Origin of the sequence: Paenarthrobacter sp. YIM B13468 (assembly GCF_042788025.1) — a bacterium.
Taxonomy (GTDB): Bacteria; Actinomycetota; Actinomycetes; order Actinomycetales; family Micrococcaceae; genus Arthrobacter; species Arthrobacter aromaticivorans.
The window spans coordinates 53066-66443 of record NZ_JBHZPI010000025.1 but is presented as its reverse complement, the minus strand read 5'-3'; the positions used below and the strand labels follow the sequence as shown (position 1 = coordinate 66443).

Here is a 13378-nt window from a genome sequence, read left to right as displayed (position 1 = left end):
TCCCGGATCAGTGGCGGTTGTTCCGGATCATGTTGGTAATCCGGGCAGTGGAAAGCCGGCGGCCTTTTTCGTCGGTGATTACGATCTCGTGCGTGGCTAACGTCCCGCCCAGGTGGATCGCCGTACATGTGCCGGTTACCGTTCCGCTGGCAATGGAGCGGTGATGCGTCGCGCCGACTTCGATTCCCACGGCGTGCCGTCCTCTGCCCGCATGAAGCGAGGCAGCAAATGAACCCAGGGTTTCGGCGAGGACCACGTGGGCTCCGCCGTGAAGGATGCCGGCTACTTGCGTGTTCCCTTCCACCGGCATGGTTGCCACAGTCCGTTCGGCACTGAGCTCGGTGAACCGAATACCCATTTTCACTACAAGGGAGCCAACCCCATGCCCGGAAAGCCAATCATGGAACTCTTCGGGCACACCTGCCTGGTTGAGCTCGTCGACAAACCGGTTCGGCGTGAAATTGTCCATCATGCCAACTAGGCTGGCACCTGTGAGTGAAACAACCAAACCGGACCAGGTTCCAACGGCCCAAGCTGCTGCCATTGCAACAGCACCCACCCCCTCTTCCACCGCTTCATCCAGCACCACGGGGGAGGGCCGGCCCAGGTTGCTGGTCCTGGATGGCCATTCCATGGCATTCCGGGCCTTCTACGCCCTTCCTGCTGAAAACTTCTCTACGGCCAGAGGCCAGCACACCAACGCCGTGCATGGATTCACCTCCATGCTCATCAACCTGATCAAGGATCAGAAGCCCACGCATGTCGCCGTAGCGTTCGACGTCTCTGACGACACCACCTTCCGCAAGGCGGAGTACAGCGAGTACAAGGGCGGCCGCAACGCGACGCCAGCGGAATTCCAAGGCCAGATCGCCCTGATCGCGAGGGTCATGGAGGCGTGGGGTATCAAGACCATTGCGTTGCCCGGCTACGAGGCCGATGACATCCTGGCCACCCTTGCTGCCCAGGCGGATGCCGCCGGCTTTGAGGTCCTCCTGGTCTCGGGGGACAGAGACTCCTTCCAGCTCATCAATGACAACGTGTTCGTGCTTTACCCCAAACAGGGCGTGAGCAACATCCCCAAGCTGGATGCCGCGGCCATTGAAGAGAAGTACTTCGTCAAGCCTGCCCTGTATTCGGACCTGGCGGCGCTGGTGGGCGAATCCGCGGACAACCTTCCGGGCGTACCGGGTGTGGGGCCAAAGACTGCCGCCAAGTGGATCAACCTCTATGGTGGCCTGGACGGCATCCTGGAGAACCTGGACGCCATCGGTGGCAAGGTGGGCGGAGCTCTCAAGGAGAACCTTGAGAACGTCAAACGGAACCGCAGGCTGAACCAGCTGCTGACAGACCTCGAACTGCCCGTCCAGCTGGAGGACCTCCACGAGCCGCGCCCCGACCGGCAGGCCATCGAGGAACTGTTCGAGGAACTGGAATTCCGTACCTTGCGCGCCCGGTTGTTCGATCTCTACGGCGATGAAACCACCGGTGCTGCCCCGGACACCATCGAAGCCCCTGAGTTTGCCACGCTCAAGGACGCTGCTGAGCTGGAGGCCTTCTTCAGCGCCGGTTCCGGCACGCGTTCCGCGATAGCCATCCAGCCCGTCCAAGGCCGTATAGGCGAGGATGCCGGTGCGTTGGCTGTGGTCCGGAACAATGGTGCTGCGTATATCGACCTCACGGAGTTGGATTCTGCGGCCGAGTCGGTGCTGGCAAACTGGCTCCGGGATCCTGAAGAAGCCAAGGTGGTGCACGAGTTCAAGGCCGCCCTCAAGGCCCTGCATAACCGCGGCCTGGGCCTGGAAGGCGTGGTTGATGACACCTCGGTTTCCGGATACCTGATCCAGCCTGACCGCCGCAGCTACGACCTCCCTGAGCTCGCCCAGGTCCACCTCAAGATCTCCCTGGGCGTTGTGACCGCCGCGGCCGGGCAATTGGAGCTGGATCTTATGGGAGGCAGCGACCAAGCGGCAGCTGCAGCGCTCGTCCAGCAGGCCGCCGTCGTGCATGCCCTCAGCAAGCACTTCGAGAAGGAACTCGCCGACCGCAAGGCCGACGCCCTGCTGACCACGCTGGAGCTTCCGGTGTCCCGCGTCCTGGCGCAGATGGAACTGACCGGCATCTACGTCTCCATGGATCGCATGAACGAGCAGCTTGCGGACCTCACCAAGGTGATCGAGAATGCCCAGGAGCAGGCCTTCGCCGCGATCGGGCACGAGGTAAACCTGGGGTCACCCAAGCAGCTGCAGACCGTCCTTTTTGAGGAACTCGGCCTCCCGAAGACCAAGAAGATCAAATCCGGCTACACCACGGATGCGGCATCCTTGAAGGCCCTGCTGGAGAAGACCGGCCACGAATTCCTGGTGCAGCTCATGGCGCACCGGGAGTCGTCCAAGCTCGCCCAGATGGTGGAAACGCTCAAGAAGTCCGTGGCGGACGATGGCCGCATCCACACGACCTACGCTCAGAACATTGCGGCTACGGGCAGGATCTCCTCGAACAACCCCAACCTGCAAAATATCCCGGTGCGCAGCGAAGAAGGCCGCCGGGTCCGCGGAATCTTCGTGGTCAGCGAAGGGTATGAATGCCTGCTGTCCGCTGACTACTCCCAGATTGAAATGCGCATCATGGCCCACCTCTCGGGCGACGAAGCACTGATCCAGGCGTACAGGGACGGCGAGGATCTGCACCGTTTCGTAGGCTCCCGGATCTTCAACGTCGCTCCTGCCGACGTCACCAGCGCGATGCGTTCCAAGGTGAAAGCCATGTCCTATGGCCTGGCTTACGGGCTGACCTCGTTTGGCCTCTCAAAGCAGCTGGAAATTTCCGTGGACGAGGCCAGGACCCTGATGAAGGACTACTTCGATCGCTTCGGCGGTGTGCGTGACTACCTCCGGGGCGTTGTGGACCAAGCGAGGGTGGACGGTTACACAGCCACCATTGAAGGTCGCCGCCGTTACCTCCCGGACCTCACCAGCACCAATCGCCAGGCCCGGGAAGCCGCCGAGCGCATTGCCCTTAATTCGCCCATCCAGGGTTCCGCCGCCGATATCATCAAGCGGGCCATGTTGGGCGTTTCGGCCGAACTTGCGGGCCAGGGCTTGAAATCGCGCATGCTCCTCCAGGTCCACGACGAACTCGTCCTCGAGGTTGCACCGGGAGAGCGCGACGCCGTCGAGAAACTGGTGGTGGAGCAAATGGGGGCTGCGGCAGAGCTATCCGTCCCGTTGGACGTTCAACTCGGCGTAGGCTCCAGCTGGTACGAGGCCGGCCACTAACAGCCGTACGTTCCTAAGGATCGCCGGAGGGCGCGCCGCCTGGATGGTGGCGCGCCCTCCCGCGTCTGGCTAGGCTCGGGGCGTGGCTGATCCCAATGAAAGTTATTCCGAAACGAACTCCGCCGAAAAATATGCCGAGAAGTATAGGGTTCAACAATTCCCTGCTGTAGCTGATCGCGAGGACCCTGCCTACTCCCGCTGTGCCGCGTGGGTCCAAGCAGTCTCGCACGGCTTCCACCAGCACAGGCGCGACGACGACTACATCGCCAAGACCCTGCGGGCCTACCGCACGGACCACCGTGAATTGACCGGTGTGTACATCAACGGTGAAGTACCCGAGCACGCTGTGGGTCCAGAGGTCCCGGTGGCCACGTACGCCACCATGCGCAAATCCCTGAACATCGGGTTTGGCCGACAACTGGAATCAAACCTGGTAACTGCCGTGACCGTACGTGGAACGCACCGGCGCAAAGGGCTGCTCCGGGGCATGATTACCGCTGACCTGGCGGGCGCAAAGGACGACGGTCTCGCCATGGCGGCGCTGACTGCCTCGGAGGGATCCATTTACGGCCGCTTTGGTTTTGGAGTGGCTACATTTGAGCGCAGCATCAAGGTCGACACGGGTCCACGTTTCCGTCTCAGGGGGCTGGCGACGGGAACGGTAGAGGTGGCTGATCCGGCCGTGCTGCTGGACGTTGCGCCACAGGTCTTCGATCACGTCCAGCGGGCAACTCCTGGCTCAGTAGACCGCCAAGAGTACTATCGCTTGCTGGCTTCCGGAGCGATTGGCCATGACGGGAAGCCGGACACGGGTGTCAGAAGTGCCCTGCACTACGACGCCTCCGGGACACCGGACGGCTACGTTTCCTATCGTTTCAAGGGCTGGGATGCCAAGCCCTACACCATGGAAATTGTGGACCTTGTTGCTGGTACCAATGCGGCGTATCTGGATCTCTGGCGCTTCCTTGGGAGCATCGATCTCATTGACCAGGTGACGTGGGCCGAGGCCCCCGTGGATGATCCGTTGACGTGGGCCCTGGAAGATCCCAGATGCATAGACTCCTCGGACGTGCGGGACATGCTGTGGTTGCGGATCCTGGACGTTCCGGCAGCGCTTTCCGCCCGCCGGTACCCGGTTGCCGGAAAGCTCGTCATGGAAGTCTCGGATACGCTTGGCATGGCTGGTGGCACCTGGGCGTTGGAGTCCGACGGCGGTGCTGCCGCGGCCGTCACCGAGGCATCCGGCCGGGAACCCGATCTCTGCATGGATGTCGCCGATCTCGCGTCCATCTATCTTGGTGCAGTGTCCCCAGTGACGCTCACTGCTGCCGGGCGGATGAGTGAAGGCAAGCCCGGTGCCGCGTTCGCAGCCCAACAGCTTTTTGCTGTGGAACGGCCGGCACACTGCCTCACCCACTTCTAGAAAAAGCTCCTGCAAGAAGTACCTTCACAACTCAAAGACTCAATAGACAGGGACATCCATGGGGGATTCCAAGCGGCGGCCGTTGGCCGGCCGGCGTTCAGTGCTGCTTGGAATGGCTGGGCTGGCAACTGCAGCCCTGACAGCCTGCGCGGACAACGGGAGGGCGGCGTTCCCGGACGCCGCTGGATCAGGGCAGACGACGCCTGGCAGCCCACCAAACGGGCCCGGGGCCGGCCCCGCGACGCCACCGCCCTCCATCGCCGCGCTGTCCAGCGAGCAGGCTGCTACTGCCCTCGCCGAAAAACCCGGCAGCGGCGACACGAGAGGCAAGACTCCAGTGCCGCCGTCGAGCGCTCCTGGATCGCCAGCCACAATCCCAGGCAAACCGCAGATCCTGGCAGAATTTGGACACGTGCGGCCACAGGAGTGGGGCCTTCACGTTACGGGTGTGGTGAACAATTCTGACTCCCGGCATGTTGCCCTCACGTTCGATGCCTGCGGCGGCCCCGGTGGAACCGGCTGTGACCACAAATTGCTGAAGTCGCTTCGCAGCCTCAACGTCCCGGCCACCCTTTTCATTAACAGCCGCTGGATTACCGCGAACAGGTCACTTGCCGCGGAACTGGCCGCCGACCCCTTGTTCGAGCTCGCGAACCACGGCACACTCCACCTGCCGTTGTCTGTCAATGGCAAGTCCGCATACGGCATTGCCGGAACGGCGAATGCAGCCGCGGTATACGAGGAATTAATGGGCAACCAAGCCCTGATGCAGGAGTTGACCGGTGTTACGCCGCGCTTCTTCCGGCCCGGAACGGCGTTCTACGACGAAGTCGCCGCGAGCATGACCCGCAGGCTGGGGATGCTCCCGGTCAATTTCACGCTGAACGGCGACGGGGGCGCTACCTTCGCGCCGCCTACCGTCGCCGGGGAAGTGGCCAAGGCAGTGGCGGGAGACATCGTCATCTCGCACTTCAACAGACCGGCCGCCGGAACCGCAGAGGGTTATGCGAGGGCTTTGCCTCGCTTACTGGACCGGGGTGTTACGTTCGCGCGGCTCGGAGACGTCCTGCCTGTGTGAAGGGGTTCTCTGGTCCTGCCGCGGTCCTTTTGACCCTGCTTTGCAGATGCGACTAGAATAAACGGGCGTGTACTACGTGCATGCGTCCATTTTGTATTAATCCACAAATCAGGATGACCCGGTATTTTGCCGTGTTCTGCCGTCCGGACCCGGGCGGCAGCGGTTTGCCTGACCGACATACTATCCACAACGGAGCCCCTACTACATGACCATCACCTCCACCGAGAAGCCCGGTACCCCCGTAGTCGCCATTAACGACATCGGTACCGCTGAGGACTTCCTCGCAGCTGTCGACGCCACCATCAAGTACTTCAACGACGGCGACCTCGTCGAAGGTACCGTCGTCAAGGTCGACCGCGACGAAGTCCTGCTCGACATCGGTTACAAGACCGAAGGTGTCATCCCTTCCCGCGAGCTTTCCATCAAGCACGACGTTGACCCCGGCGAAGTTGTTGCCGTTGGCGATCAGGTCGAAGCTTTGGTTCTCACCAAGGAAGACAAAGAAGGCCGTCTGATCCTCTCCAAGAAGCGTGCTCAGTACGAGCGCGCCTGGGGCGACATCGAGAAGGTCAAGGAAGAAGACGGCGTCGTTACCGGTACCGTCATCGAGGTTGTCAAGGGTGGCCTCATCCTGGACATCGGCCTGCGCGGCTTCCTGCCCGCATCCCTCGTCGAGATGCGTCGTGTTCGCGACCTCGCTCCGTACATCGGTCAGCAGATCGAAGCCAAGATCATCGAGCTGGACAAGAACCGCAACAACGTTGTGCTGTCCCGCCGTGCATGGCTCGAGCAGACCCAGTCCGAGGTCCGCTCCACGTTCCTCAACAAGCTGGAAAAGGGCCAGGTTCGTCCCGGCGTCGTTTCCTCCATCGTCAACTTCGGTGCATTCGTGGACCTTGGCGGCGTAGACGGCCTGGTCCACGTTTCCGAGCTCTCCTGGAAGCACATCGACCACCCGTCCGAGGTTGTCGAGGTTGGCCAGGAAGTCACCGTCGAGGTCCTCGAAGTGGATCTGGACCGCGAGCGTGTCTCCCTGTCGCTCAAGGCTACGCAGGAAGACCCGTGGCAGACCTTCGCCCGCACCCACGCCCTCGGCCAGGTTGTTCCGGGTAAGGTCACCAAGCTGGTTCCGTTCGGTGCGTTCGTTCGCGTCGAAGACGGCATCGAAGGCCTCGTTCACATCTCCGAGCTGGCTGTCCGCCACGTTGAGCTCGCCGAGCAGGTTGTCTCCGTTGGCGACGAACTGTTCGTCAAGGTCATCGACATCGACCTCGAGCGTCGTCGCATCTCCCTCTCCCTCAAGCAGGCTAACGAGGGCGTTGACGCTGACAGCACCGAGTTCGATCCCGCTCTGTACGGTATGGCCGCTGAGTACGACGAAGAGGGCAACTACAAGTACCCCGAGGGCTTCGACCCCGAGTCGAACGAATGGCTCGAAGGCTACGAGACCCAGCGCGCCGCTTGGGAGCAGCAGTACGCTGACGCCCAGACCCGTTGGGAAGCCCACAAGAAGCAGGTTGCACAGCACGCTGCTGACGACGCTGCCGCTGCAACGTCCGGTGAGAGCGATTCCGGCACCACCAGCTACTCCTCGGAGCCGGCTGCTGCTGAGTCCAACGCCGGCACCCTGGCGTCCGACGAAGCTCTCGCAGCACTGCGTGAGAAGCTGACCGGCAACTAATTCCGCCGCCCCTCACGGGATGCGCTGAATAGCCAAAGAAGGACCCCTGCCATGCGGCAGGGGTCCTTCTGCTTTAGTCAGGTGCGAGGAGCCCTGCCAGTTAAAAGAGCACTGCCTAGCGGAGCAGTAGCCGAGCCTTAACCAAAGTCCCCTCGAAGATGAGTTCGGCGCCGAGGGAAGCCAGTAGGGATTGTGCAGCCTTGTTTCCTGGCGTGGTGGAGGCTTCCAGGACGGCGAAGCCGCGAGCACGGGCTTCGTCTGCCACAAGCTGGAGGGCCAGCCGCCCCACGCCCTGGCCGCGGAAGCGAGTGGCCAGCCAGATGCCAGTTTCTACGGCGTTGGGTTCTACGGCATCGGGCCCGACCGACTTCAAGCGAACGGACCCCACCACTGTTCCGCCTGCCACCACAGCCCAGGTCTTCTCACGCGCAGGCCCTTCAAGTCCGGTTGCAGCCGCCCGGTGATAGTCGCGGAACCAGGCGATCCGCTCAGGGTTCCAGGCCGACGTCGAGCCCAGCGGCGGAGTGACCTCATCGGCGGTGGCCTGCACCAGCGCCACGGCAAGCAATTCTTCGAGCACGTCTTCGTCAACGTCTGCGAGTGCCACCTGGGGTTCCACCGTTGATTCAGGGCACATCGATCCACTCCGTTCCCTGGGGATTCAGTCTGCCCGCGCCTGCAGTGAGGGCGCTTACGCGGGCTTGGGCGTCCGCGATGGTGTTGCTGCTGTCCGGCAGCGCTACCCGAAGGACCGTGTGCTTGGCTTCATAGCTGGTGTTCGCCATGACAAAGCCGGAGCCACGCAGTTCGTTCTCCAATCGTCCGGCGTCCACGTGCGGCACCTCGATCTCACAAAGCCGTAGCCGCCGGCGCTGCACGAGTGGCGCCAGTTCCAACGCTGCTGATACCGATTCGGAGTAGGCGCGGACCAGCCCGCCCGCCCCCAGGAGGATTCCACCGAAATAGCGGACGGCGACGACGCTTACGTCGCTAAGGTCCGTTACCCCGGGTGCTGTCTCACGCTTGAGCAGTGCCTCCAGCATGGGGACACCCGCCGTGCCCGACGGTTCGCCGTCGTCACTGGAACGTTGAGTCATCCTGTCCGGACCTACAACGAAAGCCGAGCAGTGGTGCCGTGCGTCATGGAACTCGCGTCGCAGCGCGGCCACCAGGGATCGTGCAGTATCTTCGTCCGGCGAGCGGCGGAGGACGGTGATGAAGCGTGAACGCCGGATCTCCAGTTCGTGTCGGAAATCCGGACCTTCAGCGAGCGTTGTGTAAATGGTTGCACGGCTGTCATCCTCAATTTCCACCGCTTCAGTCTAGTGTGGAGGGGTGTTGAAGATCGGGCTGACGGGCGGCATCGCCTCAGGAAAATCGCTGGTGGCGGCCAGGCTGCAAGAGTTGGGTGCCGTGCTCATTGATGCTGACCTCATCGCCAGGCAAGTGGTGGAGCCTGGAACTCCGGGCCTTGCCCGTGTAGTGGAGGCCTTTGGACCCGGAATCGTGGACGGGCAGGGCAGGCTCGACCGCCCTGCTCTTGGCGCCATAGTTTTCCAGGATCCCGCTCGGCGGGAGGTGCTTAATGGCATCATCCACCCGTTGGTCCGGGAGTCAGCAGCGGCAATCGTCGCGGAGGCCGCCGACGAAGACATTCTCGTCCAGGACATTCCCCTCTTGGTCGAGACAGGCCAGGGGAGCGCATTCCATCTGGTGGTTGTGGTGGATGCTCCCGATGACGTGCGGATCCAACGGATGGTGGACCTGCGCGGAATGAGCCTGGAGGACGCGCGTTCCAGAATGGCGGCCCAAGCCAGCCAGGAGGCAAGAAACGCTGCCGCGGACATCGTCCTGGAGAATTCAGGTAGTCGGGAGGAACTGCTCGCCAAAGTGGATGCCTTGTGGTTCGGACGACTGGTGCCTTTCGCGGACAATTGCCGGCGTGGAGTTCGTGCCCGGCGGACAAATGGTCCGGTCCTGTCCGCCTCGAGATCCGAATGGGGCCTGCAAGCAGCCCGGCTCTCCTCGCGCATCCAGGCGGCAGCACCGGAGGACATCCTTGCCGTGGACCACATTGGGTCTACGTCGGTGGCCGGGTTGGCTGCCAAGGATGTGATAGACCTTCAACTGACTGTTGCCGACCTTGAGGTGGCGGATCGCATTGCCCCACGTCTGGCCGCAGCAGGATACCCACGTGTTCCGGGCGTTTTCGCTGACACCCCGAAGCCGTCGGAACCTGATCCAGCCCAATGGCAGAAGCGTTTCCATGCCAACGCGGATCCGGGACGCCCGGCCAACCTGCATGTGCGGGTTGCCGGCTCGCCCGGATGGAGATACGCCCTGCTGTTCCGCGACTGGTTGAGGGCGGAACCTTCTGCGGTTGCCCTGTATGAGGCACACAAGCGCCACCTTGCTGCGCAGCATGCCACTGACCCCGGCACCGCTGCCTATGCCGATGCCAAAGAACCCTGGTTCACGGATGTGGCCTGGCCGCTGATGGATGAGTGGGCAAACCACACCGGCTGGCAACCGCCGTCGTATTCTTCTGTCGCAGCGGGACATTAATCCGGACAAAAACTGTCGGGGTGCGGGGGTAGATTGGTGTCATGAGCCTTGCCCAGGAGATCAACCGTGTCGTCGCGCCCTTCGAAGTCGTCAGCGATTACAAACCAGCCGGGGACCAGCCGGCAGCCATTGCGGAACTGACAGAACGCATCAATAACGGCGAGAAGGATGTTGTCCTTCTCGGCGCCACGGGTACGGGCAAGAGCGCCACTACAGCCTGGCTTATTGAGCAGGTGCAGCGTCCCACACTGGTCATGGTTCAGAACAAGACCCTGGCAGCCCAGCTGGCCAACGAGTTCAGGGAACTCCTGCCCAACAATGCAGTGGAATATTTTGTCTCGTATTACGACTACTACCAGCCCGAAGCGTACGTACCCCAGACGGATACGTTCATCGAAAAGGACTCCTCGGTCAATGAGGAAGTCGAGCGCCTTCGGCACTCGGCCACCAATGCACTGCTGACCCGGCGCGACGTCATCGTGGTGGCCACAGTCTCCTGCATCTACGGCCTGGGAACACCCGAAGAATACATTGCGGGCATGGTGACGCTCACCAAAGGCGCGGAAATGAACCGTGACCACCTCCTTCGCAAGTTCGTTTCCATGCAGTACACGCGCAATGACACCGACTTCCACCGGGGCACCTTCCGCGTCCGTGGAGACACCGTAGAGATCATTCCGATGTATGAGGAACTCGCACTCAGAATCGAATTTTTCGGTGACGAGATCGAGAACATCTACACACTGCATCCGGTCACCGGCGAAGTCATCCGCGAGGAAACCGAAATGTACGTCTTCCCGGCTTCCCACTATGTGGCAGGCCCGGAGCGAATGGGCCGTGCGATCACCGCCATCGAAGACGAACTCGCCGAACGCCTGAAGGTGCTGGAGAGCCAGAACAAGCTGGTGGAAGCCCAGCGCCTGCGGATGCGGACCACCTACGATCTCGAAATGATGCAGCAGATGGGTTTCTGCAACGGCATCGAGAATTACTCCCGGCACATTGACGGCCGCGCAGGCGGTACGGCACCACACTGCCTGCTGGACTACTTCCCTGACGACTTCCTCCTGGTCATCGACGAATCCCACGTCACCGTCCCGCAAATCGGCGCTATGTACGAAGGGGACATGTCCCGCAAGCGCACGCTGGTGGACCACGGCTTCCGGCTGCCCTCGGCCATGGACAACCGGCCTTTGAAGTGGGACGAGTTCCTTGAACGCATCGGGCAGACCGTGTACTTGTCGGCCACGCCTGGAAAGTACGAGCTCGGGAAGGCGGACGGCTACGTCCAGCAGATCATCCGGCCCACAGGCCTCATCGACCCCGAAGTGATCGTGAAGCCTACCAAGGGACAGATCGATGACCTCCTGGGTGAAATCCGCCAACGTACTGAACGCGATGAACGCGTCCTGGTCACCACTTTGACCAAGCGGATGGCGGAAGACCTCACGGACTACCTCCTGGGCCACGGCGTAAAAGTCCAGTACCTTCACTCGGACGTGGACACTCTTCGCCGGGTCGAGCTACTGCGTGAGCTGCGGATGGGAGTCTTTGACGTCCTGGTCGGCATCAACCTTCTGCGTGAAGGCCTGGATCTGCCCGAGGTCTCGCTGGTCAGCATCCTGGATGCGGACAAGGAAGGCTTCCTGCGTTCCTCAACCTCGCTGATCCAGACGATTGGCCGTGCCGCTCGAAATGTGTCCGGCCAGGTCCACATGTATGCGGACAAGATCACGGACTCCATGGCCCACGCCATCGAGGAAACCAACCGGCGTCGCGCCATCCAGGTCAAATACAACACCGACAACGGCGTGGACCCACAGCCGCTGCGGAAGAAGATCGCTGATATCACGGACCAGCTGGCACGCGAAGACGCCGATACCCAGGAGCTCCTGAACAACAACAGGCTGGCCAAGGGAGCCAAACGTACGTCGGGCAGCAAGGGCGCAGCCACGGTCCGGAAGGACGGGCTGGCCGCGGCTCCAGCGGAAGACCTGGTTGGCCTTATAGAACAACTCACGGAACAGATGCACGGTGCCGCTGCCGAGCTGCAGTTCGAGGTCGCAGCCCGAATCCGTGACGAAGTGGGGGAGTTGAAGCGGGAATTGCGCCAAATGCAGTCTGCAGGGCACGCCTAAGGTAAGGTTGTGGTCACGTAGGGGAGTATCCCAAGCGCTACGTCCGTCAGCACGCAAGGCATAGATGCCTCGCCGGACTTAGTGGGCCGCTGAATGTGCATTCACCGCACTGGCAGGCCGGAGAGACTTACACCGCTTTCCCGTACCCTGCGAAAGGCCCACATTAATGGAGCTTCCAATCTGGTTTGAGGTCGGCTCGTTCGTCGCCCTCGGAATTATCCTGCTCATCGACCTCCTCCTGGTGGTCAAGCGTCCCCACGAACCATCAATGAAGGAAGCCGGCCTCTGGGTTGCCTTCTACGTTGCCTTGGCCCTGGTCTTTGCCGGTGCCATGTTCTACTTCACTGGCCCCGAATATGGCAGCCAGTTCGTCGCCGGCTGGGTTACTGAATACAGCCTGAGCATCGACAACCTCTTCGTCTTCATCATCATCATGGCCCGCTTCTCCGTGCCCCGGAAATACCAGCAGGAAGTGCTGATGGTGGGCATCATCATCGCACTGGTCCTCCGCGGTATTTTCATCGCTTTGGGCGCGGTGGTCATCGAGCAGTTCAGCTGGATCTTCTACATCTTCGGCGCGTTCCTGCTGTGGACGGCCTGGAAGCAGGCCACGGATTCAGGTGAAGACGAAGAAGAAGGTGCCGAAAACCCGCTGGTTGCGCGGCTGCGCAGGGTCCTGCCGATGTCTGAAAAGTTCGACGGCGGCAAGCTGCGGACCACGGTAAACGGCAAGAAGGTCTTCACCCCGATGCTGATTGTCTTCGTGACCATCGGCATGACCGACCTCCTGTTCGCAGTGGACTCAATTCCCGCGATCTTCGGCCTGACCCAAAGCGCCTTCATCGTGTTCACCGCCAACATCTTCGCCCTCATGGGCCTGCGCCAGCTGTACTTCCTGCTGGGTGGACTGATGAGCCGTCTGATCTACTTGAAGCACGCCCTGTCAGTCATTCTTGCCTTTATTGGTGTCAAGCTCGTCCTGCATGCGATGCATGTCAACGAGCTTCCCTTCATCAACAACGGCCACCACATCGAGTGGGCTCCGGAGATTCCCACCTTCGTTTCGTTGGCGGTCATTATCGGCACGATCGTCGTGGCCGTCGTGGCCAGCTTGCTCAGCCCGGCCGCCCGCCAGTCCAAGCTGGACGCGCGGTTGGAAGAGGACGCGAAGAAGAGCTTGAGCGAAGCAGAGTAACCATACTGTGAACGTTGTAGTCT

Annotated in this window: 10 protein-coding genes; 7 read left to right on the top strand and 3 right to left on the bottom strand. The window is 61.7% G+C overall.

Annotated elements, in window-relative coordinates; genetic code table 11:
• Window positions 1-7: 7 nt before the first annotated feature.
• Window positions 8-472, bottom strand: coding sequence for a hotdog fold thioesterase (locus ACFX4T_RS20935; protein ID WP_223946083.1), 465 nt, complete (start codon window positions 470-472; stop codon window positions 8-10).
• 160 nt (window positions 473-632) lie between these two features.
• Between ACFX4T_RS20935 and polA the strand changes: the two genes are divergently transcribed.
• The 4 genes from polA to rpsA all read left to right on the top strand — a co-directional run bounded on the left by polA (window position 633) and on the right by rpsA (window position 7457).
• A complete protein-coding gene (polA, locus tag ACFX4T_RS20930) occupies window positions 633-3275 on the top strand; it encodes a DNA polymerase I (RefSeq protein WP_377653895.1) in 2643 nt (880 codons plus the stop codon).
• Window positions 3276-3357: 82 nt separating this feature from the next.
• The gene (locus tag ACFX4T_RS20925; protein ID WP_223946081.1) at window positions 3358-4698 is read left to right on the top strand and encodes a GNAT family N-acetyltransferase; all 1341 of its coding nucleotides are present in this window, start codon (window positions 3358-3360) and stop codon (window positions 4696-4698) included.
• Window positions 4699-4756: 58 nt separating this feature from the next.
• Window positions 4757-5776, top strand: a complete 1020-nt coding sequence (locus tag ACFX4T_RS20920; protein WP_377653852.1) for a polysaccharide deacetylase family protein — start codon at window positions 4757-4759, stop codon at window positions 5774-5776.
• A gap of 205 nt (window positions 5777-5981) precedes the next feature.
• Window positions 5982-7457: a 30S ribosomal protein S1 gene (rpsA, locus tag ACFX4T_RS20915; protein WP_216925808.1), complete on the top strand. Its 1476-nt coding sequence runs from the start codon at window positions 5982-5984 to the stop codon at window positions 7455-7457.
• A gap of 115 nt (window positions 7458-7572) precedes the next feature.
• On the opposite strand, the gene ACFX4T_RS20910 is transcribed toward rpsA, so the two are convergent.
• Window positions 7573-8094, bottom strand: coding sequence for a GNAT family N-acetyltransferase (locus tag ACFX4T_RS20910; protein ID WP_377653849.1), 522 nt, complete (start codon window positions 8092-8094; stop codon window positions 7573-7575).
• Window positions 8084-8770 (bottom strand): IMPACT family protein, encoded by a 687-nt coding sequence (locus ACFX4T_RS20905; RefSeq protein ID WP_377653847.1) that lies wholly within the window; start codon window positions 8768-8770, stop codon window positions 8084-8086. Before ACFX4T_RS20905 ends, ACFX4T_RS20910 begins: the two co-directional genes overlap by 11 nt.
• 22 nt (window positions 8771-8792) lie before the next feature.
• On the opposite strand from ACFX4T_RS20905, the gene coaE reads away from it, so the two are divergent.
• From coaE to ACFX4T_RS20890, 3 genes are all read left to right on the top strand, one after another.
• Entirely contained in the window at window positions 8793-10022 is a 1230-nt protein-coding gene (coaE, locus tag ACFX4T_RS20900; RefSeq protein WP_377653845.1) for a dephospho-CoA kinase, read from the top strand.
• Window positions 10023-10063: 41 nt separating this feature from the next.
• Complete coding sequence (uvrB, locus tag ACFX4T_RS20895) at window positions 10064-12160, top strand: excinuclease ABC subunit UvrB (RefSeq protein ID WP_216925804.1); 2097 nt, start codon at window positions 10064-10066, stop codon at window positions 12158-12160.
• 166 nt (window positions 12161-12326) lie between these two features.
• Window positions 12327-13355, top strand: a complete 1029-nt coding sequence (locus ACFX4T_RS20890; RefSeq protein ID WP_216925803.1) for a TerC family protein — start codon at window positions 12327-12329, stop codon at window positions 13353-13355.
• Window positions 13356-13378: the final 23 nt, after the last annotated feature.

Coding starts and splice junctions, on each gene's coding strand:
- ACFX4T_RS20935 (WP_223946083.1), bottom strand. CDS start 472: ATGATGGACAATTTCACGCCGAACCGGTTTGTCGACGAGCTCAACCAG.
- polA (WP_377653895.1), top strand. CDS start 633: ATGGCATTCCGGGCCTTCTACGCCCTTCCTGCTGAAAACTTCTCTACG.
- ACFX4T_RS20920 (WP_377653852.1), top strand. CDS start 4,757: ATGGGGGATTCCAAGCGGCGGCCGTTGGCCGGCCGGCGTTCAGTGCTG.
- rpsA (WP_216925808.1), top strand. CDS start 5,982: ATGACCATCACCTCCACCGAGAAGCCCGGTACCCCCGTAGTCGCCATT.
- ACFX4T_RS20910 (WP_377653849.1), bottom strand. CDS start 8,094: ATGTGCCCTGAATCAACGGTGGAACCCCAGGTGGCACTCGCAGACGTT.
- uvrB (WP_216925804.1), top strand. CDS start 10,064: ATGAGCCTTGCCCAGGAGATCAACCGTGTCGTCGCGCCCTTCGAAGTC.
- ACFX4T_RS20890 (WP_216925803.1), top strand. CDS start 12,327: ATGGAGCTTCCAATCTGGTTTGAGGTCGGCTCGTTCGTCGCCCTCGGA.